The following is a 24,918-nucleotide window of genomic DNA, read 5'->3' as shown; positions in this document are numbered from 1 at the left end:
TGAGGAGGGATTAACGTGTACACTACAAGAAAAAGAAGAGGCTTTACGCTGCAACAGCTTGCGATAGTAGTGGCAATTATCGTTGTCGCTATAGTCGTAGCTCTTGTTCTCTGGCCTAAGCCGGTACCAAGTATCGATGAAAGCTCCTATAGGCCCTATCCCGGAAAAAGTCTGGAGTATAGCGATACAGTAAAATTGAACTTTCAAGTGCACTATAAGAAAACCAAAGAGATAATAAACGCAGACATTTTCGCAGGTAAAAGCCCAGATTCTCTTGAACTCGTTGCGGAAAAAGTCGAAGGAGTTCTCTCTTCAACGGCTGAAGCTCTTTTTGACTTCAGCTATGACTTGAAAGTAGATCCACATAGTACCTACTGGTGGAAAGTTAAGGTCTACAACAGTAGGGGAAAGTATGATGAGACCAAAGATCCCATTTCTTTCACACTCAGAAATTCAGAACCCGAGGCACCTAATCTTCTGACTCCGGGTAGAAACACGGAAGTTCACCTCGATAATATTCAGTTTAGCTGGACAAAGGCTGAGGATGCCGATCATGATAGTATAGTCTACGATCTTTACATTACAAGTGACTTGCGAGGTGACAGAGTTGTTTATTCCAGGAAAGGCCTCACAGTAAACAGTTTTAATCTGAACGGCATCGATAAACTGGAATTCGGGGAAACCTACTACTGGCATGTCGTTGCTAAAGACGGATATGGTGCTGAAGTGAGTTCCACTACGGGTTCGTTTAAAACGGAACCGAAACCAGTGCCTGAACTTAGTCTCATCACCCCGATTAATGAAGAAGTGGATGCAAGCACACCAGTTGCTTTTGCATGGAAGCAAACGAACGAAAGGTATTATTGGCCTCTCGATTACAATTTCATTCTGAGAAAAGGTTCTGAAATTGTATATGAGGAAAAAACCTCAGAAACAACGCTAACTGTGGCAAATCTTACTGGTCATACAAAATATAGCTGGTTTGTAACAACCCTTGATAAGGATGGAAAACTTGTAGAATCCGAAAAAGCCTCTTTTGTAACAATAAATCATAACCCTGAGGTGCAGATAATCGAACCTGCCAGAGGGTATGTGACCACCGAGGCAACTATTACATGGAAAGCAAGTGATCTAGAAAATGATCCGCTCTTTTACGATGTTTACCTTATAAGGAACGGGGTAGAAGAGAAACTGGCCTCTAACCTCGAAGATACCTTTTATCTTGTGAAGGGGTTGGAAAGCGCAACAGAATATACTTTCAAAGTGGTGGCTCGTGATGCCTTCGGCGGAGAAGGTAACGCAACAGTTACAGTGTTTGTTGGAAACAATCCACCTGTTGTCGAGCTCCTGACGCCATCAGCGACTGAAGCTGTCAATCCTCTTGAAGTAAAGTTCAGCTGGAAAGCTGAGGATCCCGACGGTGACGATGTCATTAGCTATCAGCTTGTTATTATCGATCCAAGCGGAGCTGAAATACAGGCACCCGTTAATTCTCCAACTTATACAGTTGAAAAGCTTAAGTCAAGAACTGCTTATCGATGGCATGTAGAGGCAGTGGACGATAAAGGTGCAAAGGGTAAATCAGACGAATGGACCTTTGTTACTTCAAACAATGAGCCTATCCCTGCAGTGGCCACTCTCCCGGAAAAAGATGCTACGGATGTTGCCTTTGACCCAGGAATTGCTATGGAGTTCGTGAGCAGTGACCCTGATGGCGATCCGCTTTCGTATGTGCTCGAAGTTTCCAGAGATTCCAGTTTCACTGAATTGGTTGCCAGAAAAGAAGGTGAGGTTTCGAAAGAAGGGGTAACGAGGGTTCTCGTTGAGGGTGCCTTTGAAACTAATTCCACTTATTTCTGGAGGGTTATTACTAATGATGGTGCAGCAACCGCTACCAGTGATACTTGGAGCTTCAGTACCTTCGATCTACCGCCTATCATTGAGGAAATAGGAGTAAAAGAGGATGACGGTGTCGTTAATCCCATTGGTGCTACTTTCTTCTGGTCTTATTATGATACTGATGACATAGTTGCTGAAATAGAAATCCACCTTAAACCCGAACTCGGCGAAGAGAAAGTAGTTTTTGCGGGAATAAATACAAACGAGTACTCTCTAGACTTCGTTTTGTCGCCAGACTCCACTTACACATACTGGATAGTTGTAAAAGATCCGGCCGGAAAGGAAGCTAGAAGTGAAGTAAAATCTTTTAAAACAGGTAACAATCCTCCCGTTATAAGCTTTGAATTCAACGAGCTTGAACACTACGGAGCAACGACACCTGTTGTATTCCATTGGGATGTTAGCGACCCAGAGGGTTCCGATGTTCTGGTTAAAGTGTACTTTGGTATGAATAAAAACGCTTGGGAAGAAAGTCCGGTTGCGACTGGCGTAAATCTGTTTGAATACCGATACGAAGGTACATTGAATCCAGAAGAAAGTTATTACTTCTGGCTAGAAGCCGAAGACGCACAGGGAAATACTGCCAAACTCGAATCACCGGTGTTGATTACACCCGCTTCGACAAAGCTCGTCTATATCGCGCCTGAGGACAAGAGTCTTTTCGATGGTAAGTCACCCTTTATCTGGTCTTATTCTGGTGAAGCAACACCTGTGAATTACATATTGAGGGTCTTCAACGAGAATGGAGACACTATATTCGAAAGATCGACCGATGGAGATAGCCTTGTATCAGCTGATGATCTTGAACTGCGGGGAAATAGAAATTACTTCTGGAGGGTCGTTGCGGAATTGCCAGACACAACAAAAGAAGTTGGAAAGCTATATTCCTTCATGGCACCGGATGTTCCCACCAGGATTGCTTCCCCCACACCTGCTGATGGAATGACAGGTGTCGATACGGAAAACATTATCCTCTCATGGGAGTTCGAAGATCCGGATAGTGATGTTATCACCTTCGATCTCTATCTGGAGGATTCACCAGTGGCAACAGGTCTCACAACAAGCTATGCCACGTTAACAGATTACGTCGATCTTGAGAGCAACAATATATACAACTGGTACGTCGTTGCCATCGATGAATTTGATAACAAGATCACTTCCAACAGATGGACCTTTACAACCTTGAACCACAGCCCTGTTGTGAGCCTGCTTGAGCCTTCCAACAACGCCACCGACCTAACCGATGGCATCAGGTTGAGCTGGCAGGGAGAGGATCCCGATGAAGAAGTGCTCTACTATACCGTCTATCTCGGAACAGCCGAAGACCTTGATGAAGAAAACATAGTTCTCGCGAGCGCGACTGATACATCCTATGTCTTCAGTTCTTACAAGGGTAATAGCACATATTACTGGAAGGTACAGGTGAGAGATGAACACGGAGGCATAGCCAACTCCGATGTTTGGTCTTTCAGTACAGGAAATGCAAGCCCGAAGAACGCTATCATTCTGAGTCCTGAGGTAAATGCAACCAATGTTGCTCTTAGACCCGTTCTAGAGTGGCAGGGTGAAGATCCCGACGGCGACACTCTCGAATATGCCATTTACCTCGGTGAGACTCCCGATGTGATGACGAAAATCGCAAGCACTACGGAAACTCATGTCCAGATCGAAGGCATTCTTGATGGCAACAAAACTTACTATTGGAAAGTGGATTCCTATGATGGGAAAGGTGGCTTCTCTGAAAGCACAGTTGCTTCCTTCACCACAATTGGTGTCGTCGATAGAATAGCTTATGTTGAAAATGGTGCTTTGAAGCTTGCGGTATTCACTGAAGATTCGCAGTCACAGGTCTTCACACTCGTACCTTCCGACATAAGTGGTAATGTAAAGCCTGTTGTGTTTGGAAACACCGTTTATGCATTTAGAACTGACGGAACTATCGTAGCGGTGAAAATCGGACAGAAAATCAAAGAAATCAAAGGTGATAGGTATAACAATCCCGAAACATTTGAAATCAGTGGCAACGCTCTCTATATTGTGAGTACGAGCAGATTTGGTAAGAGCCTTTACAGACTGTCGTTGCAGGAAGACGGTCTTCCTGGAAGACAGGTTGAGCTCTTCAGAAACGGCCGAATCGTAAGTGCAGCTGACCTGGCAGTATCTGAAGATGCTTCCTCTATTCTCATAGCCGATACACTTTACGGACTGATAATTCTCAAATGGGATGGTACCAGATATTCAGATACCACTCCAGAAAACTTTGTGGATCTGGTAAAGGGCATTGCCAATTCTGCTGTCATTAAAGATGGCGTAGCTTTCATCGGAATAACTGGATTTGGTGGAGGTATATCATTTGTTTCCCTTGACAATATGGAATCTCTGGTGCCTATCAACGGATATTACCTTGCCACAGAAATGGTCCTTGTTGGAAACACACTGTATGCTGTGACCGATAAAGGACTCTCCATAATTGACGTCAGAGATCCATCGAATCCTAAGGTTATTGACGATGTAAAAATTTCAGGAAGACTTTTAAGCATTACGGTCGGTGGAAGCGGGAAAGTTCTCCTGCTTTCAACAGATCAGGGGCTTAAATTCTTCGATATCGAAACCGGTAAGATAATGTGAGAAAAAGCGGAGCCGAAGGGCTCCGCTTTTTTCTTTATCAACTTGCATTGAAAGAAGACCATGTCTTCTATAATTTTAAAATATGCTGTTACCTTCTGATCGCGGAAACGATTCTACTACTGGGTCTGTGAGTCACGGTTGGTTGAAGTGGGAAGCTCCGCTTTCTCTAAGGTGGGGAAGTTCGCAGCTCCACAATTTTCTTTTACTGGTGGAAATAGCATCTACACACCGAAGTAATGTCCTTACTTCGCTTTCACTGTCGATCAATCCCGCAGCCACAATGTTTATGTTGCCGACAAGCTCCCGTATACGCTGGGCGATTTTGCAGGCTACAATTCCTGGAAGGATCTCAACTGCTTCTATTCTATTTTTGAGTATCTGCTCAATCCCCTTTTCAACAGCCCGTGAATCCAGCGCAAAAAAGCGCAAGAGCGCAGGAACACCCGCTTGTTGAGATTGACGGTAAGTGTACATTTTTGCGGTGATAATCCCGTTGATTCCCAGCGATTTAAGGTATCTAATTCCATATGAATCGGGGTTCAATCCAGCGATGAAGTCAATATCCACATATACTTTTTTGCCGGCAGAAATAAACCTTGTCACATCTTTTCCAATTTCCTGGAGGTTTCCTGACAACAAAAAAACCGTATCAACAGGAATTTCTTTGGGGTGTATTGAACTTTCCCACAATGCTGCTATGATCTTTTTAAGCATTCTATCCCTCCTACGTTTGGAATAATAACACATTTGTGGTAACATATAAAAAGTGGTAGAGGATAAGAGAGAACCACGCCAGTATTGGCGTGGTTTTTTTATTGGAGGGATTGTTATGAAGATAGCCATAATCGGTGGAGGTATTGTAGGGGCATTACTCGCCTATGAGCTCTCTCACTACGAGGTTGAGGTCATATTGATCGAAAAAAGAAGCGATTTTGGTCAAGGTGTCACAAAGGCCAACTCCGCCATAGTGCATGGTGGATACGATGATCCTCCCGGCAGTTTACGTGCAAGCTTATGTTATCATGGCAATCAGCTTTATGACGAGTTATCCGAAAAACTTGGTGTACCTCTAAAGCGAACAGGCTCTCTGGTGGTTGCCAGAGACTCTTTAGATGAACTGAAGAAATTGAATGAGTTACTGGAAAAAGGCGAAAAAAATGGTGTTAGCGGTATAAAAATAGTGGATCGGTCGTTTATGGAAGAACGTGAGCCCAATCTTTCGAAGGAGTTTAGTTATGCTTTATACTGCCCGCATACAGGGATAACAGAGCCATGGATGGTAGCAATTTTAGCAATTGAAGCAGCTGAGAAGGCTGGTGCAGAACTCATTAAAGCTGATGGAGTAATAGGAGGAGAGTTACATTTCAGAAAAGTAGAATCCCTCGTTCTTGAATCTGGGAAAAAAGTTAAAGTTGATCTAGTAATCAATGCTGCTGGCTTGTATTACCATCAAATAGCCAGAAAATTTGGTGTACGCACTCCTCCAGTATATCTCAGAAAGGGGCAGTATATTCTTTTGGATCACGCGGCTTCGAAAATGGTTAATGGCGTTATCTTCCCTTTACCAAGTGAAAAAGGAAAAGGGAAGCTTGTTGTACCGACTATCGACGGAGGAGTGTTACTCGGGCCAACATCAGAGGAAATCTCGGGTTTCGATCCAGAAGATGTTTCCACAACCGTATCTGGATTGATGGATGTGATAAAAGCGGGTGATGAGCTTATTCCGGGTATTGTTAGATCGAACTGGATTATCAAGTCATTTGCTGGTTTGAGACCGGAAACTCGATCCAAAGATTTTTACATAAGGAACAGCGATGAAGTCAGTAACTTTGTAACTGTGGGTGCAATACGCTCTCCTGGCCTGACTGCGGCACCTGCGATAGCTCACTACGTGATTGAAGAAATTTTGGAACAACGTATGGGACTCATGCTTGGAAAACGAAAAGCAGTACTAAATTACAGATCCCAGATGTTCAGAGTGAATGAAAGCAGCCTTGAAGAGATAAACAAAAAGATAGAGGAAAAGGCAGATTATGGCAGGATAATCTGTCATTGTAATCAAGTGTCCGAAGCGGAAATAATCGAAGCGATCAGAAGGGGTGCCACGAGTATTGATGGGGTTAAGTTTAGAACACGCGCTGGATTTGGGCGTTGTCAAGGAGGCTTTTGTTCATGGAGAATAGCCAAGATACTCTCCCGGGAACTGAATGTTCCTCTGTCTGAGGTAAGAATGAATGATGCTGGTACAGAACTCTTTGATGGGGAGGTAAGAGTGTGATTGAACATATAAAAACAGACGTGCTAGTCATTGGAGGAGGGGCAGCAGGGATGGCTGCCGCGCTTTCCGCCTCGCGGGAAGGAGTAATGGTAACTCTGCTTGAGAGGGAGAAAAAAACTGGGGGTGTTTTGAATCAGTGTATACACCATGGGTTCGGTCTACAATTCTATCGGCAGGAATTGACAGGACCAGAATTTGCTCACAAATTGCAGCTGGAAATGAATCAGCATTCCGTAAATGTAATCAGTGAATCGTACGTCAGACACATAGACACGATGCGAAAATACGTTGAGGTATTATCACCTGATGGAGTCTTTATAATCCAGGCTCGAGCCATTGTCCTTTCAACGGGAGCACGGGAAAGACCCTTTGGTTCGCTGATGATTCCCGGTGATCGGCCTGCAGGCATATATACAGCGGGCCTGGCACAGAGAATGGTTAACCTTGAAAATACGCTGCCAGGTAGAAGAGCGCTCATACTAGGTTCGGGGGACATTGGACTGATAATGGCGAGAAGGCTCACACTGGAGGGAATGGAGGTTTTGGGTGTTGTGGAGCGCTTACCCTATCCTGGAGGTCTTACTCGTAACGTCGTACAATGCCTTGAGGATTATGGCATACCTCTTCATCTTTCCCATACTGTGGTCGAAGTTCGTGGTAAGAAACGGCTTGAAAGAGTGTTACTTTCAAAGGTGGATGAGAATTTCAATATTATTCCTGGTACGCAAAGATGGCTTAAAATTGATACTTTGATCCTCTCTGCTGGCTTGATTCCACAGGTAGAAGATCTTGGTGAAGGGCTTGAGACGGATCCCGTCAACAGGGGTTTTGCAGTTTCAAACTCCTGTGAAACAAGTGTTGAAGGTATCTTCGCAGCAGGAAACAATGTGGCTGTTTTTGACCTCGTAGACTACGTAGCCGCTGAAGGTTGGATTGCGGGGAAAAATGCTGCCCTACATGCTCGAGGTGAAAGAAGGAAGAGCCCAGGTATACCGATAGTGAGAGGTAAAAATGTGGGAGTGCTTGTTCCAACATTCATAGACCCGTCAGAACATTTGAGAGTCTATCTAAGGTTGCGCAAACCGATGGATAGAGGTGTTGTAATTTCTAAAGAACTGGATATAGAAACACCTTTTAACTATGGCACTCCGAGTGAAATGATCCAGTTCGTAATTAACCGCGATAAATTACAGGGATTAAAGAAAGCTGTAAAAATCGAGGTGATAGAATGAAAGGACACATAACATGTACTGTATGCCCCGTAGGATGCAAAATTCTTGTTACCACTGGCGAAAACGGTGACCATGAGATAAGCGGGAACCGGTGCCTCCGTGGAAAGCAGTACGCTATCGATGAATTGTTCAGTCCAAGGAGAATTTTAACCACCAGCGTGAAAGTATTGTTTGGAGACACTCCACTGGTTTCTGTGAAAACAGACTCGCCAGTTGAAAAGAGCAGGATATTTGAGATAATGGAAAAAATAAAGAAAATTTCGGTGCAGGCCCCGGTGAATGTTGGCGATGTACTCATACAGAACATTGATGGAAAGGGAACTTCACTTATTGCGACGAGAAATGTCGAAAAAATTGATTCCCCCCTTGAAAACTACTGAGATTCAGGTTAAAATAAAAGTGCGTTCCAGCGTGGCTCAATCGGCAGAGCGTCCGGCTGTTAACCGGATGGTTGGGGGTTCGAGTCCCTCCGCTGGAGCCAGGCTCCCGTAAGGGAGCTTTTTTGTTTTCTAAACGCATTTTGATATATTGGGTTATAATATAGATATGAACATAATTCCTCTTTTCTTGCCTCATGCAGGATGTAAAACACGGTGTGTATTTTGTAACGAATACTCTGCTACAGGTATAAAGAAGCTTCCCGAAGAGCAGGAGCTTTTTGGTACCGTACAGCGATATCTATCCTATTTCAAGGACAGAAAAAATGTTGAACTCGCTTTCTATGGAGGCACATTCACTGGTCTGCCTGTAGACATACTCGAAAGATATCTAAAGTTCTCTTCCGAGATGATCACCAAAGGTTTTGTAAGAGCTATTCGTTTTTCAACTTCTCCTGAAGAGATTACTCCTGAAAAGATAGCAATGATAAAGAGGTATCCCGTTTCTCTTGTGGAGCTTGGAGTTCAGTCTTTTGATGAGAGTGTTCTCAGAAACTCCAGCAGACCTCATGGAGTTGAGGAGATTTACCATGCTGCAGAATTACTTCGGGAAGCAGAAATCCCTTTTGGTATTCACCTTATGACAGGTTTACCTAGTGACACTGTGGAAAAAGATCTCTTCTCTACATTCGAGACGGTAAAACTTGGAGCATCTACATGTCGCATTCACCCAACAGTGGTGCTGAAAGGAACGATCCTCGAAGAAAAATTCAAAGCAGGAAAGTACCATCCTCAGAGTCTTGAAGAAGCCATTGATGTTCTATGGAAGATGTATGTGATACTTACATCAGGAGGCGTTCATATAAACAGAGTGGGACTTTGTCTGTATGGAGAAGAAGTGAATAACATTGTGGCAGGACCATATCATCCTGCCCTCGGTGACCTTATAAAAAGCAGGGTGGCTCTGGAAATATTAAAGCTCCTTTCTGAAGAGAGAAATAGTTGTAAACTAACGCTTCCAGATGACAACAAGATTAGACAGTTTTTCACCGGATACAGAAAATACGTCGTTGAAAACGCGAAAGACCTGGGGTTGAGTATAGAGTTTTCTAGAAATGCTCCTCGTGTTGATCTGGGATACTACATTGACAGATTGAACGAGATTATAGAGACACGTGCGGGGGTGTTTTAATGCGGTTGAAAGCTGTATATATCCGGGGTTTCAAGAGCTTCGCTTTTCCCACAAAAATGAACATCGATGCTGGAATAACTGCCATAGTAGGTCCAAATGGCAGCGGAAAGTCGAACATTGTCGATGCTATAAGATGGCTCTTTGGTGAACAATCGATGAAGAGTATCAGAGCAGACAATCGCGAAGATGTTATCTTTGCTGGTTCGGAGAAGAATCCTCCAGCCAATGCAGCAGAGGTCAAACTCTTTTTTGAAACCGATGAAGGGTTAATCACCGTAGGACGAGAGGTTACCAGAGACGGTCTCTCCCATTATCTATTGAACAACAAACCAGCCAGGTTGAAAGATATCAAGGAACTCTTCAAGGGCACAGGCGTTGGAAAAGAACTCTATTCCATTGTTGGTCAGGGGCAGGTCGATAAGGTGATCACTGCCTCCCCTTATGAACTGAGAAGTCTTATTGAAGAGGCCGCTGGCACGGCGATTTACAAAGAAAAGAAAAAAGAAGCTATGTCCAAACTCGCCCAAACAGAAGCAAATTTGGAAAGGGTGGAGGACATCCTGTTCGAACTCGGTAAGCAGAGAAAATCCCTCTATTTAAAAGCGAAGAGGGCGGAAAAGTACCTTGAATACCAGGATTCATTGTCCAGACTGAAAAAGCATTATTATGGGAATATCCTTCGAATAGAAAAAGAAACCCTGAAAACGCATGAAACTGAGCGAAAGAGAATCGCTGAGGAGCTGAAAACCATCCAGAAGAAGTTGATAGAGGAAGAAGCCCACTGGAGTGCTTTGAGGCAGGAATTTTCTGAGATGGACAAGGAGATTGAGAGTTTCACGCAGTTGCTGGAGGAATATAAAAAACGTCAAAACGACCTACTAGAATTGAAGGAGATGTACTCCCGTAGACTTAGCGATAAGGAAAACAAACTCATTGAGGTTAGTACGAAGCTGGACTCACTGAAAGAAGAAATTGAGAAACTTGGCAAAAGAAAAGAAGAGTTGAAAATGATTAGCGACAGCATGATAAGAGAAATCGAAGAAAAGGAAAACCAGCTTCGCTCAATGGAACAGGAACGCGATGAAATCGTCAGAAAGTACAGTGAAAAAGAAAAGGACTGGCTAAAGGAACAGGAAAGACACAATACCATTGCCAAGAGAATAAACAGGATTGAAGCGGAACTCGAGAAGCTCGAAGGTGTTCGTGAGGATGCCACAAGAAGATTGAACCTGATCAAGTCACAGATCGACTCAAAAAGTGATAGGTTTGAAACCCTCAAAGAGGAAATAGAGAGTCTTGCTTCGCAGGGACGGGAAAGTACAGAAAAACAGAAGGAGCTCGAGAGGAATATAAGTGCAGCTAAGGAACAACTCAAGAGCAACGAAACAGAGTTAGAAGACCTGAAGGAAAAGCTAGCGCAATTGAATGACACCTTGAGAAGAGCGCAGATAGAAAGGACCACTCTCGAGAAGCAGCAAGAAGAGTATCAGGGTTTTTCAAGAGCTGTCCGGGAAATTTTCAAGCGGAAGGAGACCTTTGAAAGTCTCATCGACGTTGTTGCAAATGTTGTTAATGTGCCTGAAGCTTTTGAAACGGCGATATCTGTACTGCTCGGAGGTCATATGCAGGACATCGTCGTCGAGGACGCCAACACCGCCAAGAGAATCGTGGATTTTTTAAAAATGAACAAGATTGGACGGGCAACTCTCCTTCCACTGGACTTGCTGCAGAGCAATTTTCGAGAGGATCTTACTGTTAAAAACCATCCAGGTTTTATTGCATTTGCAGCCAGAGCTGTTAGTGTAGATCGAAAATATTCTATCATCCCAGAATACCTATTTGGTAACGCAATAATAGTCAGGAGCCTGGATGACGCTATCGACATCCGTAGAAAAACAGCATTTCGTGGCAGGATTGTTTCCGTTGATGGCCAGTTACTATCAGCTGGTGGAAGCATAACAGGCGGGTATCTTGGAGATAGTGTTCGTTCTGACTTAATATCGAGAAAAAGGAGAATTCAGTTTCTGGCAGAAAAGGAAAAGACACTTCGGAGAGATATTCAACTGGTACAAAAAGACATTCAAAGGCGTAAAGATGATATCATCGAGCTCAGGGGTTACATCAGAGTTCTCCAGGAAGAACTTAACGAAGTGGTCTCTAAGGGAGCCGCCATAAACAGAATGATCCACGAATTGCTTAAAACCGCAGATGCGCTGGAAAATGAACTTGAAGAACTCATGAAGCTTGAAGAAGAATATACAGCCAAACTCAACACCAGCCAGGAGAAGAGAAAGGAGCTTTCCAGCGAATTTCAGGATCTCATGAAAGAAAAATCGTCCCTTGAAGAACGCATGTCCCGCTTTTCTGAGGAGCTAAAAAAGGAAAAGCAGAAACTGGAAAGCATCCAGAACAACATAATAGATTCGAAACTATACCTCGCTTCGCTATATGAGAAGAAAGAACAGTACTCCAAAGAACTATCAGAGTTAACGCAGAGAAAAAGGGACAACCAAGAGCAGATTTCCATCCTTTCAAGGGAGCTTTCACAGCTGGAGGCAGATTCCGAGAGACTAAGAAGACAGGTCAACGAACAGAACAGAGAGCTCGAGTCTCTAAAGAAGGAGACCCAATCGCTTTTTGATAGCATAAGATACCAGCGAGAGGGTAAAGAAGAGAGGTTCAGCAAGCTGCAAGAGGTTGAAAGCGGTATTAATGTCCTTAAAGAAAAACGAGAAAAGAAACGGGAAAACCTTCATCAGATAGAGCTTCTAATTCAAGAAACAAAAATGCGTGTAGAGCAGATTTCCAGAGAACTTGAAGGCATCGACGTGTCTGACATACCTGTTCTGGAGAGAGGAGAGATCGAGAATATCAAGAGTGAGCTGGATGATGTGTTGAACAAACTGAAATTCCTCGGTACCGTGGATCTCGATGCCATTGAGGAATACAAGCTGGTGGACGCCGATTATCAAGAACTATCAAATCAGAAAGCTGACCTTGAAAAAGCGAGACAAAAACTCATTGAGCTCATAGACAAAACGGACAGTGAAGCAAGAACCATTTTCATGAATACATACCAGAAAATCAACTCGAGCTTTGCGAAATATATCCAGGAACTCTTTGAAGGAGGAGAAGGAGAAATCAGGTTGATGCCTTCCGAAGACCTTCTTGAAGCGGGTTTAGAAATATCGGTAAGACGTCCAGGAAGGAAATTTCAGAAGCTCCAGCTGATGTCAGGAGGTGAAAAGGCGCTGGTCGGTATAGCGCTAGTCTTCGCCCTTTTGAGCATAAAGCCCAGCCCTTTCTATGTTCTCGATGAGGTTGATGCTCCCCTTGATGATTTCAACGCCGACAGATTCAGAAGAATGCTCCAGCGCCACGCTGGTGACACACAATTCCTGGTGGTCACTCACAACAAAATAGTCATGGAATCAGCTAGTGTACTCCATGGTATAACCATGACAGATGGAGTTTCAAAGATAATCCCTGTTGAATTCAACGCTTTAGAATCTATAATGGGATAATGTATATATGGTGTGACAGCTAGTAGAGCGAGGTAATAAAGGTACAACACTTCAAAAGTGTGAGGCTTACAGATGTTGAAGATGTAAGAATCGTGGTGCATCGTGCGAGAAAAAACCGAGAGAGCAAGAAGGCGAGAATCGAGATTCGAGAGCCGGTGACCGAGAATCGTTTATCGTTGTCCGTCTTCCGTTGACCGATAAGAAATTCTTTGGAAAGAGCGGGTTTGAGTCTGGTGTGGAACGAACAACCTACAACCCACAACGGCAAATAGTTCTTACACTCAACTCTTGCGAGGTGATTTCATGGAAAGGATAGGCATAGTCAACATACCTCTTGGATCTGTAATCATAGAAGTGGAAAGTGGTAAGCTCATAGCTGTTCGCCTGACAAACGAAGTCCTTCAGGAGAAGGAGCTTTCAATTTTCACGAAGCAGTTCAAAGAATACTTCGCTGGAAAGCGAAAGATATTCGACTTACCTTATGTGCTTGAATTGCCGGAATTCTCAAAGAGAGTGCTCGAATACATCAGGAACATACCTTACGGTCAAGTTATGACCTATAAGCAGGTGGCAGAAGCTCTCGGAAAACCCGGAGGAGCCAGGGCTGTGGGGCAGGCAATGCGCCGAAATCCCCTTCCGGTACTCTTCCCCTGTCATAGGGTTGTAGCAAAAGACGGAATGGGAGGTTTCTTAGGAGGACAGGAATGGAAGCAGTTTCTCCTCAGCCTCGAAGGGTCCAGGTATGTCGCAAAATAACGGTAAACATACCAGTTGCCACGGCAGTTGCTCCTAGAATGAAATGCAAACCGGGTTTATAGTGCAGAACGAACACATCGCCTAATATAGTAAAAATGGGGATGGTATAAACCCAGAGTGTCGCTGCTTTCCCCCCCCACATGTGTATCCCCTTTCCCCATAGAAAATAACCGAGTGCCGAAGCGAAAATGCCAAGGTAAAGAACACCGGTAATAGCCTGAAGGGAAATGTTAATACGTTCTGTTGTGAATATCTCGAATACCGCAAACGGCAGTATGAACAAAATACCCCAAAGCATTACTTCAACATTTGCTGTCAAAGAAGAATCATTGGCTCTGTCAAAGAAAAATGTGTAACCTGTCCAGGATATAGCAGCGCCGAACGCCAGTAAATTTCCAACAATGGAGGAGCTTTCAGTAAATTTACCACCGTAGATTATCAGAGCGACGCCTATGAATGCAACTATTGTCCCCGCATACTCAAGAAAATCGAACTTTCTGTGAAGTACATCGTAGAAAATCAATGTAAGAATTGGAGCAGAAGATACGATGATAGACGCGTCGGAGGGGCTGGTGTATTTCAACCCATAGTTCTCGAAGAGAAAATAAAGGGTTACGCCAAAAACGCCGGCCATCATCGTAGAAAATCTGAATATAAGTTTTTTATGTTCTTTCATTGACAGTGGAAAGAGAATTAAGATAGCAAGCACAAACCTTAATAACGCAAGAACCATAGGTGGCAGACTCTGTACTGCCACCTTCGTGAACAAATAGGAAATCCCCCACATAACTGAAGTAGTAGCCAGAAAAACAGTTGCGACCGCTCTGCTTCTAAATGTCCTCATATCATATCCTTTTGTACGGTGTATATTTCAACATGTTTCTTGATATCTCAGGTCGCAATAAAACGAACCCCCTTCCAGGGATTTTAACGCTTATCTTTCCAGTGTGTGTGCTGAACCGTTCATCGGTAAGGAGATCTACCATTGGTGTACCGTTCATGAAGGTACCTTCGTTCAAATAAACATTAACGTTGCACTCCTCAAGCTGAAAGTTAAAGGCAACAACTACGAGCTCATCAATATTTTCTGTATGTCTTTTGAATGCAAGAACACCATTTGAAGAGGTACTCAAAACCTCAAAGCCACCTTCACGGATAGCTCTGTGACTTTTCCAGATCTTTCCCAGTCTTTCGTAGAAAGTCTTTCGAGGAGGATTTTTCTGCAACTTATCCCATTCCATTGCGCCTCTGTTTTCAGGATCTATTCCTCCTTCCATTTCCAGCTCTTCACCATAGTAGATCATCGGAACTCCAGGAAGAGTGTACTGAAGCCCTATTGCAAGACGGATATCTTTCTCATCTTCAAATTCCGACGAGAGTCTTGGGACATCATGTGAAGAAAGAATATTCCAGCAAGTGTTAAGATAATCAATACCACAATCCTCGACCGTTTTTTCCAGTATTCTACCCGCGATATGAGGCTCGAGTTCCCGGCGTACAAGATCAAAAATGATTGTCCGGAAAAAATAGTTCATCAATCCATCTAAGCCAGCATCGGTGTTCCAACCTTTGGGGTAGTTCCACACTTCCCCGATAATTAGAGCATCTTCTTTCACTTTTCTAGCTTCATCGACGATCATTCGATTGAATTCGTACCCTAGATCGAAGGCACAATCGAGCCTCCATCCGTCTGCTCCCTGCCGTAACCAGTATTTGATAACAGAGTCTTCTCCCTTGAAGAGTATCTCCTGAAGTGATGAGTTCTCAAGGTGTAGTTCAGGAAGTGTTTTTGCATTCATCCAGCCCCGATAGTTGTTGCCATTGAAATAGAAAAAGTCCCGAAACTCAGAATCTGGATCGTTATATGCTCCGGTATTATCTCCAAAAAGCTTCAGTTTGTTAAACCATTTCGACGCTTCCCCAATGTGATTAAAAACACCATCGATGATAATCTTCATTCCCATGTCATGAGCTCTATCACAGAGCTCACGGAAATCTTCAAGCGTGCCGAAAGCAGGATCAATCTTGAAATAATCTATCGTATCGTATTTATGGTTCGACCTTGCCAGAAAGATCGGCGTTAGATATATCATACCGGTACCAAGGGTTGCGATGTATTCTAGTTCTTCGATAATGCCCCTGAGGTCACCACCCCAGAACACGTACTGGTGACTACCATCTTTCGATCTCTCTGGCTTGATCTGCCACTCTTTGACGCGTTGTTCGGGTAAAGAATAAAGTCCCTTTTTTTCCTTTTCGAAGACAGTCTTCCCTTCACCGATTTTGAAACGATCCGGGAAGATTTGGTATACTATGCTTCTCTTCCAAGTACCCATATCAATCTCCTTTCAACAATTGTTCTCTGGCGTATGCCAGATACACCATACCCAAAAAAATGTTATTCCTTATATTCCATAACTCTTCAGGAGAAATGTTAATGCCCGTCTCCGCCAGCCATGTATTGAGAGTGTAGAGGGTCTTTTGATATATCTGCATAAGACCTCTTGAATACCTGAATTCTGGATTTTCTTCCGTTACTTTCCCAAGAGCCAGCGGATTGAACCCTGACTCTTTGAAGCAGATGGCGAGCACAAGTTCTGGCTCGATGTCTGAAAGGCTTAGCAAGACTTTATCATCACCGACTCTAAGAGGTACTTCGATAGTTGAAAAATCCAGCAACGCGTTGTAAACAGCGTTTATTATCTTTTCACTGTTAGAGATAACTGGTTGAACTGTGGAAGATAACCCAATGGCCTCCCTTATCCGTTCTTTGAGGAAAGGCTTCTTTTTCTTGACTGAGTGGTTTATCAGGGTTTCAATGGAGCGATCGCCTGACTCAAAAATATCCACAGAAACGTTCGAAGCTGTTCTGGTAACGGCGAAACCGTGGAAATTTGATAGTTTTTTCCCTTTAAAGAACCTGTAGGCATTTAGAACGTCTTCGGGATATGAATAGCTAGGCTCGTTGAAATATTCAGATATATCGATATTAAGCCCTTTATTGTATAAAATTGCTAATTCTTTAACGATCTTCGAAGGGGTATGAGGATTGAAAAAGACGATGGTAATCGAAATAGCCAGGATTAGTACCAGAAATAGAGTGAAAGTTAAGATATCTGAATTGTTTTTATTCATATAATCCCCCTCTTAGCACCGCGATTAAGCTTAACCATCAGTTTTTCCGATTGTATACCAGATTCTGTATTCATTTAAAAACTGTTCCAAAAATAAGCATATTCACGAAAGATTATACCAAAGAAAAGAGTCGGGGAATCTCCCCGACTCGTGGATGTCATGTCATGTTATCTTTTCGTTTTTTTCTTCTTTTTTTCAAATTTACAAACTCCCGAAGGACATTCCAGTGCGTCGATGTGAGCTTCGAATTCATCTCTGAACCTATCAAGAAGAGAGGTAAGTGGAACCGGGACCGACTGACCCAGACCACAGAAAGCGGAATTTTGCATAGTATAGGCTACGTTGTAAAGGTTATCCAGCATTTCATGGGAGCCCCTACCTTTGCTGAATTCCTTTAACATGTTCACAATCAATCGCGTTCCTTCACGACAAGGAGTACATTTTCCACAAGATTCGTGGGCGAAAAACTCCATCAGATTCAACGCTACATCCACCGCACAATGTGAATCGTCGATGGCCAAGATCACTCCTGAACCAAGTGAAGCACCATGAGTCTTAAAAGAGTCGAAATCCATAGGAGCGCTGATTTCTTCAGCTTTTATAAACGTTCCAGCAGCACCACCGGTTTGAACCATCTTTAATTTCTTGCCCCCTTCGATACCACCACCGTATTTGTAGATCAGATCGGCTACGGTTGTACCCATAGGAGCTTCCACTATTCCTCTTCTAACAAGGTTGCCACATAATGAGAAGACTTTTGTTCCCGGGGATGAAGGAGTGCCGATGCTCTTGAACCAGTTTGAGCCGTTCAAAAGAATCGCTGGTACGCTTGCGAAGGTCTCAACATTGTTTACCACGGTGGGCTTTTGGAAGAGTCCTTTCACGGGTGGATACGGGGGTTTCAGTCGGGGTCTGCCTGCTTTTCCCTCTATCGATTCTATCAATGCGGTCTCTTCTCCACAGACATATGCACCAGCACCGAGTCTCACAGTTAGATCGAAGCTGAATCCTGATCCCAGAATGTTATCACCAAGTAGACCGTATTCATATGCCTGAGATATGGCAGTACGGAGGTTATCCACAGACTCATAATATTCTCCTCTGATGTAGACATACCCCTTGTTTGCACCTACAGCATACCCTGCGATTAGCATACCTTCTATGACGGAATGAGGGTCACCTTCCATGATAAGCCTGTCTTTAAATGTACCCGGTTCTCCTTCGTCAGCGTTACAGATAACAAACTTTTCTGGCGCATTGACCTTCATCGTAAATTCCCACTTTAGGCCTGTTGGAAAACCTGCACCTCCACGACCCCTAAGACCGCTCTCTTTGATTTCAGCAATAATTTCTTCGGGTCTCATTTTCAAAGCTTTTGCCAGACTCTGATACCCATCAAGGGCAATATATTCCTCGATGTTTCTTGGATTTATCTTTCCAGCCCGTTTTAAAACTATACGCTCTTCTTCAGTCACTTTTTTTGCTTCGACTGACTTTGGCGTTTTAACCTCTTCAACAGCCAGGTCCTTTACTGGCCTTCCCTTTAGAAGTTGTTCTTCAACAAAACGGTCGATGTCATTCGTATTTTTTATTCCGTACAGTGTATTGTCAGGTAGCACTAAGAAAAGAACACCACGATCATACCTTCCAAGACTACCCGTTTCGAGAACATCTACAAGTTCCGTAAGGTTGTAATAAGCCAACCTGTCAACGAGATAGTTCTTGAAATGCCTCGCACCAAGAAGTACACTGTTTGAATCAACAGAAACGAGTACTGTGATAGGTTTTCTCATTTCACATCACTTCTTTCCCTTTCCCTGATTTCCTCGATAATCTGAAAAACTTTCTCGGGGGTGAGATTTCCATAAGCTTCGTCGTTTATGAGCATTACTGGGGAAACCCCGCAGAGTCCCAAACAACTGCTCTCTTCTAATGTGAATAGGCCATCTTCCGTTGTCTGACCATAATCAATTCCGAGACCGTTTTTCAGGGCTTCGATAACAGCCGCTCCGCCGGTTACATGGCAGGGTAGACTCTTGCAGACCCTGATGATGTATTTGCCCCGTCTTCGAGTTGAAAACATGGTGTAGAATGTGAGTACTTCATATATTTCAGAAAGTGATTTCCCCGTCAGCTCTTTCAAAACCTCAGCCGCTTCGAGGGGGATGTAGTTTCCGTAATGTTCCTGGATCGCGTGTAAAATATTAATTAGATTATCCCTTTCTTCAAGACTTTCTAACTTCACTCGCTCATATATCTCCGTTACGGTCTTTTTTACTTCCTCGAACGACATCCCTTTTCTCCTCCTTCCGCGGAGTCACAAACTTTTTATAAGCAAAAAGGCCTCCTATGAGGCCTCGAAATGGTTTGATTATGGTGATACTTTGCTTATGGCACCGAAGCGACAAACTTCCAGACAGCTTCCACAGCGGGTACATATTTCAGGATCTATTTCGTGTGGATTCCTGACGCTCCCGGTTATAGCATTCACAGGGCAAACCCTTGCACAAGCCGTACAGCCAACACACTTTTCCTTATCGATCACTATCCTTGTGAGGGCCTTGCATTTTTTAGCGGGACAACGTTTTTCTTTTACATGAGCCTCATATTCGTCCCAGAAATATCTCATCGTGGACATGACGGGTTGCGGTGCAGTCTGTCCGAGCCCACATAGAGAAGTTTTCATGATGTGTTCACTAAGTTCCTTCAACGTTTCAAGGTCTTCTTCAGTACCCTCGCCTTCGGTTATTCTTTCGAGAATTTCAAGCATCCTCTTGGTACCATCGCGACAGGGGGTACACTGGCCACAAGATTCCTCGACGGTGAACTCAAGGAAGAATTTTGCAACGTCGACCATACAGTCATCCTCGTCCATTACTATCATTCCGCCGGAACCTATTATTGTTCCAAGTTCCTTCAGTGTATCATAAGTTATGGGTGTATCTATGTGTTTTTCGGGAATACAGCCTCCACTGGGACCACCTGTCTGAACGGCTTTCAATTTTTTCCCTCCAGGTACCCCTCCTCCGATTTCATAAATTAGTTCTCTTAGAGAAATACCCATGGGGACTTCCACGAGTCCAGTATTATTCACTTTACCTGCCAATGCAAAAACCTTTGTCCCTCTGGAACCTTCAACGCCGAATTGAGCGAACCAATCACCACCATGGAGAATGATCGGTGGGATATTCGCATAAGTTTCAACGTTGTTAATGAGGGTAGGCTTTCCCCAAAGCCCTTTTTGAGCGGGATATGGAGGCTTAACGCGGGGAATTCCCCTCTTTCCTTCTATAGAATTTATGAGTGCTGTCTCCTCACCACATACGAAAGCGCCAGCACCAATTCGGATTTCTATGTCAAAGGAGAATTCAGATCCGAGAATATTTTCGCCCAGGAAGCCGTATTCCCTTGCTTTCTTCAAAGCGTGTGAAAAGCGTTCGATAGCCAGAGGATATTCCGCACGCACATAAATAAAGCCTTTGCTAGCACCAACTGTGTAAGCAGCTATCGTCATGGCTTCGACTACAGAGTGGGGATCTCCTTCCAGTATTGCCCTGTCCATGAAAGCACCTGGGTCTCCTTCGTCGGCATTACAGATCACGTATTTAATATCTCCAGTGGCCTTTCTTGCAAACTCCCATTTGAGACCTGTCGGGAAACCTGCTCCGCCCCTTCCTCTGAGACCCGACTTTTTAAGCTCAGAGATCACGTCTTCAGGATTCATCTCCTTGATGACTTTCGTGAGAGCAAAGTAACCGTCTCTGGCGATATATTCTTCAATAGACAGTGGATCGACAACACCAAGGTTCCTGGTAGCGATTTTTACCTGTTTTTTGAAAAAAGGAAGTTCTTCCTGTGGTTTTTCCTTAACCTCTCCAGTTGGACCGGTGTAAAGCAGTTCCTTAACTATCCGACCTTTTAAGAGATGTTCCTCAACAACTTTTTTGACATTATTGCTGTCTAGTTTCTGGTAGAATACGCCTTCGGGATAAATGACCATAATTGGTCCGAGGTCACACGCGCCCATACAACCCGTTTCAACAACACGAACAACCTCGTCGAGGGCGTACTCTCTAAGTGTATTTTCAAGGGATTCTTTGACGCTTATCTCGCCAGCGGAAATACAGGCGCCACCAGCACAGATAACGATAGTGTTTTCAACCGCAGGCACTAATAATCACCTCTTCTCAGAGTTCCCCGCGTTTAACAACGAGGTCAGAAACAACTTTTCCCTCTAGGATGTGCTGTTCGACAATTCTTTTTGCTTGGCTAGGTGTGACATGACCATAGATAATTGGTTCACTTTCGCCAATGCGAACTTCAATAGTAGGTTCAACATCGCACAATCCGAAGCAACCTGATTGAACAACAGCGATATCATCGATTCCCTTTTCGCCAAGGATGTCAACGATAGCTTTCAATGTCTCTTTGGCACCTGCCGCAATTCCACAGGTTCCCATTGCGACGATTATTTTACCCCGCTTGTCCGTGTCGCGCATTTTGAGTTCTTTCAGAGTGCTTTCTTTGATTTTCATGAGCTCTTCAAGGCTTTTGATTTTACCCACGGCTCATTCCTCCTTGTATTTTTCAATGATTTTACCGATCTCATCGGGTGTTACTTTGCCATAGAAGTCCCTTTCACCGACGAGTACAACAGGAGCCATACTGCAAGCTCCAAGACACCTCACGGCGTGAATGGAGAATTTTCCATCCTGAGTTGGTTCATCAAGATCTACACCGAGCTCTTCCTTCAGTCTTTCGAGCACTCTATCGGCACCCTTAACATAACAGGCTGTTCCCAAACATACCTTGATCTGGTGTTTTCCTTTAGGTTTTGTGCTGAAAAAGTTGTAAAAGGTAACCACACCATAGACCTGACTCAAGGGTATGTCAAGTTTTTCAGCAACATGTTGTTGAGTCTCCTCAGAAAGATAGCCGAAAATTTCCTGAGCTCTATGAAGTACATTAATAAGAGAACCGGGCTGATTTTTTACGGAATCGATATAACCATTCAGCTCGGCATAAAGTTCCTCATGTCCAGCACAATTTGTCGAAGGCAAGGGAGGCACCTCCTCGTGAGTTGTAAGTTAATTTTTTCACTAAGATTATAACATGAAGAATGCGAAATAGTTCTGTGCTTATGTTAAAATAAGCGTTGTTGGTAAAGACATCAAAGGAGGAGATACAATGGATTTAAAGTCCTTTATTCGCGATATTCCGGATTTTCCAAAGCCGGGAATTATTTTCAAAGATGTCACTCCATTGTTAAAGAATCCAGAAGCCTTTAAAGGAAGTATCGCAGAATTGAAGAAGGCTGCCTCCGAATGGAATTTTGATATTATCGTTGCTCCAGAGGCGAGGGGGTTCATATTTGCAGCACCTCTAGCTCTTGAAATGAACAAAGGATTTGTGCCTATTAGAAAACCCGGCAAACTCCCTTACAAAACAATTTCGAAATCTTATTCCCTCGAATACGGAAATGCAACCTTGGAAATGCACATAGACGCCATTGAGAAAGGAAGCAGAGTTTTGATACTGGACGATGTTCTTGCTACTGGAGGGACAATCAAAGCTATCGCTGAAATGATCGAAGAAGCTGGAGGAGAAGTCGTCGGTATCATCACGATCATCGAGCTCTCATTCCTTGAACCAAGGAAGAAATTGGATAAATATCGTGTGGAAGCTCTGATTAAATATTGAGGGAGTGTTAATATGCTTGAGTTTGATTTTTCTTTAGCTTTCAAAGAAAACTTGAAATCCGGTATCAGCTTTGAGGAACTCATGGAACATTCAGGTGTTGCCATGACGGCTTTACGAAAGGTTATCGATTCAAAACCGGGATTTATCAGGATTTTGGGAACTGATAAATATATCAAAGAAGTCGAAGATATAGCAGACTGGCTTGGAAAGTTCGACAACATTGTGGTACTGGGTATTGGCGGTTCTGCGCTCGGCAATATTGCCCTTCATACTTCACTGAAACCCCTTAATTGGAACTCATCGGGTTACGATAGAAAAGGAAAAGCTCGTGTCTTCGTTGTTGATAACGTTGATCCTGAATTTCTGGAAGCCACACTCTCGGAGATTGAGATATCGAAGACTCTTTTCAACGTCATATCCAAATCTGGGACAACAGCCGAGGCCATGGCGAACTACCTCATCGTGAGGGGAATTTTGGATAAAGAGGGCCTAGTTCCGGCCGATCATTTGCTCTTCACAACGGACCCAGAGAAAGGTGTCCTGAGAAAAATCGCCCAGGAGGAAGGTATAAAGACCCTGACCATACCTCAAGACGTTGGAGGCAGGTTCAGCGTGTTAACTCCAGTGGGATTGGCATCTGCTCTGGCGGAAGGAATCGACATAAGGGCGTTATACCACGGAGCGAGAATAGCACTGGAGCGCTATGGGAATCTTGAGGCGAGAAAAAATCCTCTCATAATAAACGCCTTACTTCACCTCGATGCGATGAAGAAGGGGAAAAGCATCTCAGTGATGATGCCATATTCAAACAGGCTCTATCTGCTGGCTGATTGGTACAGGCAACTTTGGGCTGAATCCCTTGGTAAGAAGTATGATCTTGATGGAAATGAAGTTTTCACTGGCCAGACACCGGTAAAAGCGCTTGGAGCGGTTGATCAACATTCTCAAATTCAGCTTTACAACGAGGGGCCGAAAGATAAAATAGTCACCTTTCTACGATTGGAAAAATTTTTGACTGATTATGAAATTCCCCGGTTGTATACTGATATCAATGCACTATCATATCTCGGCGGAAAGAGCCTTTCTACGTTGTTGAATTCCGAACAACGAGGTACAGCCTTTGCTCTTGCTAAAAATGGTGTTCCTAACCTGACAATAAGCTTCCCCGTGTTGAATGAAGAACATGTCGGTGAATTCATTTTCTATTACGAGCTTCTTACCGCTGTTATGGGCGAACTGCTGCATATCAATCCTTACGATCAACCGGGGGTTGAACTCGGAAAGAAAATTACCTACGGACTTATGGGAAGAGACGGGTACGAGGAACTTCTAAACGAATATTCTGGGGATCACTGGGGGTTGAAATTATGATGAATCTGATGGAAAAACTCAAAGAATGTGAAGTCGAAGGAGTATACATGGTGGAAGGGGAAGAGGTTCCTTTTTACGCTATCATCGCAAAGGATCCGGAACAGCTCATGAAAATTTTAGGAGAACACGAGGACTTTGAAGCCGATGTTGCCGTACTTTCACCGGAAGAGCTTGAAGCCCTTAAAAGTACAAAAAGCGAGATTGCTCTCACAGTGATCAATGCCATTGAAAAGGGGACCAGACTTCTCTGATGGTTATCGGCGTTACTGGCAGGGCTGGTTGTGGCAAATCGACATTAGCCAACGCACTCAAAGAGCGAGGGTTAAACGTCATTGAGCTTGACAAGGTCGGACATGAGGTCCTTGAAGAGATAAAGGACGAGTTAAAGCGAGCTTTTGGGGCGAACGTGATCCTGAACAACCGTGTGAACAGGAAATATCTCGGTGAACTTGTATTCAAAGACCCTGAAAAGTTGAAAATGCTGAATGCCCTTACTCATCCCCTTATAAAGAAAAAGGTAGTTGACATCATAACAAAGGTGAGGGGACATATTGTGATTGATGGAGCCATGTTGCATCAGATTGGTCTGAAAGAATATTGTGACTTGACGATCTTCATAGACTGTTCGGAAGAAATTGCACTGCAACGACTTATTAAGCGGGGGATCGACGAAGAGAAAGCGAGGAAAATTCTCTTTTCTCAGAGAGCTATAGAGGAATACGCAAAAGAGAGCGATTTTCTGTATATCAATGATAGAGAGCCTCAAAAGCTCATAGAAAGCGTGATAAAGATTTTGTCAGCGTGTGGGGTGGTGTTATAATATTAT

General features: G+C 43.7%; 20 protein-coding genes and 1 tRNA gene. 12 read left to right on the top strand and 9 right to left on the bottom strand.

The window, feature by feature from the left end; all coding sequences use genetic code 11:
• Nucleotides 1–15: 15 nt before the first annotated feature.
• Nucleotides 16–4,527, top strand: a complete 4,512-nt coding sequence (locus tag IX53_RS10965) for a fibronectin type III domain-containing protein (RefSeq protein ID WP_047754055.1) — start codon at nucleotides 16–18, stop codon at nucleotides 4,525–4,527.
• A gap of 132 nt (nucleotides 4,528–4,659) precedes the next feature.
• Here IX53_RS10965 and IX53_RS02760 read toward each other — a convergent pair whose 3' ends face one another.
• Nucleotides 4,660–5,241, bottom strand: a complete 582-nt coding sequence (locus IX53_RS02760; protein ID WP_047754054.1) for a glycerol-3-phosphate responsive antiterminator — start codon at nucleotides 5,239–5,241, stop codon at nucleotides 4,660–4,662.
• A gap of 115 nt (nucleotides 5,242–5,356) precedes the next feature.
• Here IX53_RS02760 and IX53_RS02755 point away from each other — a divergent pair, with 115 nt between their 5' ends.
• The 7 genes from IX53_RS02755 (at nucleotide 5,357) to IX53_RS02725 (ending at nucleotide 13,886) form a co-directional block, all read left to right on the top strand.
• On the top strand, nucleotides 5,357–6,805 hold the full coding sequence (locus tag IX53_RS02755; protein WP_047754053.1) for an NAD(P)/FAD-dependent oxidoreductase: 1,449 nt from the start codon (nucleotides 5,357–5,359) through the stop codon (nucleotides 6,803–6,805).
• The gene (locus IX53_RS02750; RefSeq protein WP_156173165.1) at nucleotides 6,805–8,037 is read left to right on the top strand and encodes an NAD(P)/FAD-dependent oxidoreductase; all 1,233 of its coding nucleotides are present in this window, start codon (nucleotides 6,805–6,807) and stop codon (nucleotides 8,035–8,037) included. Before IX53_RS02755 ends, IX53_RS02750 begins: the two co-directional genes overlap by 1 nt.
• Entirely contained in the window at nucleotides 8,034–8,417 is a 384-nt protein-coding gene (locus IX53_RS02745) for a DUF1667 domain-containing protein (protein WP_047754052.1), read from the top strand. The genes IX53_RS02750 and IX53_RS02745 overlap by 4 nt, the downstream gene beginning before the upstream one ends.
• A gap of 25 nt (nucleotides 8,418–8,442) precedes the next feature.
• Nucleotides 8,443–8,518 (top strand) — tRNA-Asn (locus IX53_RS02740).
• Nucleotides 8,519–8,583: 65 nt separating this feature from the next.
• Nucleotides 8,584–9,606 carry an elongator complex protein 3 gene (locus IX53_RS02735; protein WP_047755384.1) on the top strand — a complete coding sequence of 341 codons (1,023 nt, stop codon included), beginning with the start codon at nucleotides 8,584–8,586 and terminating at the stop codon, nucleotides 9,604–9,606.
• Nucleotides 9,606–13,130 carry a chromosome segregation protein SMC gene (smc, locus tag IX53_RS02730; protein WP_047754051.1) on the top strand — a complete coding sequence of 1,175 codons (3,525 nt, stop codon included), beginning with the start codon at nucleotides 9,606–9,608 and terminating at the stop codon, nucleotides 13,128–13,130. Before IX53_RS02735 ends, smc begins: the two co-directional genes overlap by 1 nt.
• Nucleotides 13,131–13,433: 303 nt before the next feature.
• A complete protein-coding gene (locus IX53_RS02725) occupies nucleotides 13,434–13,886 on the top strand; it encodes a methylated-DNA--[protein]-cysteine S-methyltransferase (RefSeq protein WP_047754050.1) in 453 nt (150 codons plus the stop codon).
• Here IX53_RS02725 and IX53_RS02720 read toward each other — a convergent pair.
• The 8 genes from IX53_RS02720 to IX53_RS02685 all read right to left on the bottom strand — a co-directional run bounded on the left by IX53_RS02720 (nucleotide 13,852) and on the right by IX53_RS02685 (nucleotide 22,081).
• Complete coding sequence (locus IX53_RS02720; RefSeq protein ID WP_047754049.1) at nucleotides 13,852–14,730, bottom strand: DMT family transporter; 879 nt, start codon at nucleotides 14,728–14,730, stop codon at nucleotides 13,852–13,854. The two genes, IX53_RS02725 and IX53_RS02720, sit on opposite strands and share 35 nt — an antisense overlap.
• A gap of 1 nt (nucleotide 14,731) precedes the next feature.
• On the bottom strand, nucleotides 14,732–16,222 hold the full coding sequence (aglB, locus tag IX53_RS02715) for a cyclomaltodextrinase (protein ID WP_047754048.1): 1,491 nt from the start codon (nucleotides 16,220–16,222) through the stop codon (nucleotides 14,732–14,734).
• A gap of 1 nt (nucleotide 16,223) precedes the next feature.
• Nucleotides 16,224–17,021 (bottom strand): transglycosylase SLT domain-containing protein, encoded by a 798-nt coding sequence (locus tag IX53_RS02710; RefSeq protein ID WP_047754047.1) that lies wholly within the window; start codon nucleotides 17,019–17,021, stop codon nucleotides 16,224–16,226.
• A 167-nt stretch (nucleotides 17,022–17,188) separates the two neighbouring features.
• On the bottom strand, nucleotides 17,189–18,814 hold the full coding sequence (nuoF, locus tag IX53_RS02705) for an NADH-quinone oxidoreductase subunit NuoF (RefSeq protein ID WP_047754046.1): 1,626 nt from the start codon (nucleotides 18,812–18,814) through the stop codon (nucleotides 17,189–17,191).
• Entirely contained in the window at nucleotides 18,811–19,314 is a 504-nt protein-coding gene (locus IX53_RS02700) for an NADH-quinone oxidoreductase subunit NuoE family protein (protein ID WP_047754045.1), read from the bottom strand. Before IX53_RS02700 ends, nuoF (IX53_RS02705) begins: the two co-directional genes overlap by 4 nt.
• A gap of 78 nt (nucleotides 19,315–19,392) precedes the next feature.
• A complete protein-coding gene (nuoF, locus tag IX53_RS02695; RefSeq protein ID WP_047754044.1) occupies nucleotides 19,393–21,192 on the bottom strand; it encodes an NADH-quinone oxidoreductase subunit NuoF in 1,800 nt (599 codons plus the stop codon).
• A 16-nt stretch (nucleotides 21,193–21,208) separates the two neighbouring features.
• On the bottom strand, nucleotides 21,209–21,586 hold the full coding sequence (locus IX53_RS02690) for a (2Fe-2S) ferredoxin domain-containing protein (RefSeq protein WP_047754043.1): 378 nt from the start codon (nucleotides 21,584–21,586) through the stop codon (nucleotides 21,209–21,211).
• A 3-nt stretch (nucleotides 21,587–21,589) separates the two neighbouring features.
• The gene (locus tag IX53_RS02685; protein WP_047754042.1) at nucleotides 21,590–22,081 is read right to left on the bottom strand and encodes an NADH-quinone oxidoreductase subunit NuoE family protein; all 492 of its coding nucleotides are present in this window, start codon (nucleotides 22,079–22,081) and stop codon (nucleotides 21,590–21,592) included.
• Between the two features lie 127 nt (nucleotides 22,082–22,208).
• On the opposite strand from IX53_RS02685, the gene IX53_RS02680 reads away from it, so the two are divergent.
• Genes IX53_RS02680 through coaE form a run of 4 tightly spaced genes read left to right on the top strand, consistent with a single transcriptional unit; the run spans nucleotide 22,209 to nucleotide 24,912 of the window.
• On the top strand, nucleotides 22,209–22,721 hold the full coding sequence (locus IX53_RS02680) for an adenine phosphoribosyltransferase (RefSeq protein WP_047754041.1): 513 nt from the start codon (nucleotides 22,209–22,211) through the stop codon (nucleotides 22,719–22,721).
• 12 nt (nucleotides 22,722–22,733) lie between these two features.
• Complete coding sequence (locus tag IX53_RS02675; protein WP_047754040.1) at nucleotides 22,734–24,092, top strand: glucose-6-phosphate isomerase; 1,359 nt, start codon at nucleotides 22,734–22,736, stop codon at nucleotides 24,090–24,092.
• The gene (locus IX53_RS02670; RefSeq protein WP_047754039.1) at nucleotides 24,089–24,343 is read left to right on the top strand and encodes a hypothetical protein; all 255 of its coding nucleotides are present in this window, start codon (nucleotides 24,089–24,091) and stop codon (nucleotides 24,341–24,343) included. The genes IX53_RS02675 and IX53_RS02670 overlap by 4 nt, the downstream gene beginning before the upstream one ends.
• The gene (gene coaE / locus IX53_RS02665; protein WP_047754038.1) at nucleotides 24,343–24,912 is read left to right on the top strand and encodes a dephospho-CoA kinase; all 570 of its coding nucleotides are present in this window, start codon (nucleotides 24,343–24,345) and stop codon (nucleotides 24,910–24,912) included. The genes IX53_RS02670 and coaE overlap by 1 nt, the downstream gene beginning before the upstream one ends.
• Nucleotides 24,913–24,918 lie beyond the last annotated feature (6 nt).

It is taken from the genome of Kosmotoga pacifica (assembly GCF_001027025.1).
GTDB lineage: Bacteria > Thermotogota > Thermotogae > Petrotogales > Kosmotogaceae > Kosmotoga_B > Kosmotoga_B pacifica.
Note: the sequence above shows the minus strand (reverse complement) of the source record. Positions and strands in the feature narration are given on the sequence as shown.

Coding starts and splice junctions, on each gene's coding strand:
- IX53_RS02760 (WP_047754054.1), bottom strand. CDS start 5,241: ATGCTTAAAAAGATCATAGCAGCATTGTGGGAAAGTTCAATACACCCC.
- IX53_RS02755 (WP_047754053.1), top strand. CDS start 5,357: ATGAAGATAGCCATAATCGGTGGAGGTATTGTAGGGGCATTACTCGCC.
- IX53_RS02745 (WP_047754052.1), top strand. CDS start 8,034: ATGAAAGGACACATAACATGTACTGTATGCCCCGTAGGATGCAAAATT.
- IX53_RS02735 (WP_047755384.1), top strand. CDS start 8,584: ATGAACATAATTCCTCTTTTCTTGCCTCATGCAGGATGTAAAACACGG.
- smc (WP_047754051.1), top strand. CDS start 9,606: ATGCGGTTGAAAGCTGTATATATCCGGGGTTTCAAGAGCTTCGCTTTT.
- IX53_RS02725 (WP_047754050.1), top strand. CDS start 13,434: ATGGAAAGGATAGGCATAGTCAACATACCTCTTGGATCTGTAATCATA.
- IX53_RS02720 (WP_047754049.1), bottom strand. CDS start 14,730: ATGAGGACATTTAGAAGCAGAGCGGTCGCAACTGTTTTTCTGGCTACT.
- aglB (WP_047754048.1), bottom strand. CDS start 16,222: ATGGGTACTTGGAAGAGAAGCATAGTATACCAAATCTTCCCGGATCGT.
- IX53_RS02710 (WP_047754047.1), bottom strand. CDS start 17,021: ATGAATAAAAACAATTCAGATATCTTAACTTTCACTCTATTTCTGGTA.
- nuoF (WP_047754046.1), bottom strand. CDS start 18,814: ATGAGAAAACCTATCACAGTACTCGTTTCTGTTGATTCAAACAGTGTA.
- IX53_RS02700 (WP_047754045.1), bottom strand. CDS start 19,314: ATGTCGTTCGAGGAAGTAAAAAAGACCGTAACGGAGATATATGAGCGA.
- IX53_RS02680 (WP_047754041.1), top strand. CDS start 22,209: ATGGATTTAAAGTCCTTTATTCGCGATATTCCGGATTTTCCAAAGCCG.
- IX53_RS02675 (WP_047754040.1), top strand. CDS start 22,734: ATGCTTGAGTTTGATTTTTCTTTAGCTTTCAAAGAAAACTTGAAATCC.
- IX53_RS02670 (WP_047754039.1), top strand. CDS start 24,089: ATGATGAATCTGATGGAAAAACTCAAAGAATGTGAAGTCGAAGGAGTA.
- coaE (WP_047754038.1), top strand. CDS start 24,343: ATGGTTATCGGCGTTACTGGCAGGGCTGGTTGTGGCAAATCGACATTA.